The 593-nt window shown below is 40.1% G+C and carries 1 protein-coding gene; it reads left to right on the top strand.

From position 1 onward, the window contains the following. Positions 1–236: 236 nt before the first annotated feature. On the top strand, positions 237–593 hold a 357-nt coding region (locus R8N49_RS28845), incomplete at its 3' end, for a hypothetical protein (RefSeq protein WP_318190665.1).

Consider the following 593-nt stretch of genomic DNA (forward strand, 5'->3'; position numbering starts at 1 on the left):
TTTCATGCTTCATTAAATATAATTAATTACTAATTTAGAATATTGCTACTTTGTTTTTTTTCAGGCTCTCGCTTGTTATTTACTCCCCCGCTTTGCGCATTCGCCATTTACACTTCAAATTTTTATCAATCAAAAATGATAAATTCCGACAACACTGTGGAGAAAAACATACACAAGCGTTATAAAACCAACGCGAGACAATAAGATCTCATCCATCATCTATCGTGGAAAAATCAATGAAAACAATTCAACGTATTGGGCTAGCTCTCTCCGCGTTTGGGCTTATGACGGGCTGTCAGCTAACATCTTCTAAACCGCTTTACCCAACCGCCAATCAAAAAACTATCCAATCAGCAAAAAATGAGTTCAAGGGAATGGAAGAGTTTGAAGTCAGTGACGATGGTGTCATTTCTTTTCGTGCCCGCCTGCCTAGACCAGACTATTACTGGGAGCCATATAAAATCAAACAGTTAAGTTACGAGATATCCTGTGTTTTCCTCACTAATTATGTGGATCGTGGGATGGTGGTGAAATCGTCGTTTTCAGGCGCTCGTGGCCGCGTTGAGTACTATGATATGGAGCGCTGTATGGAC

It is taken from the genome of Vibrio sp. 1978, from assembly GCF_033344345.1.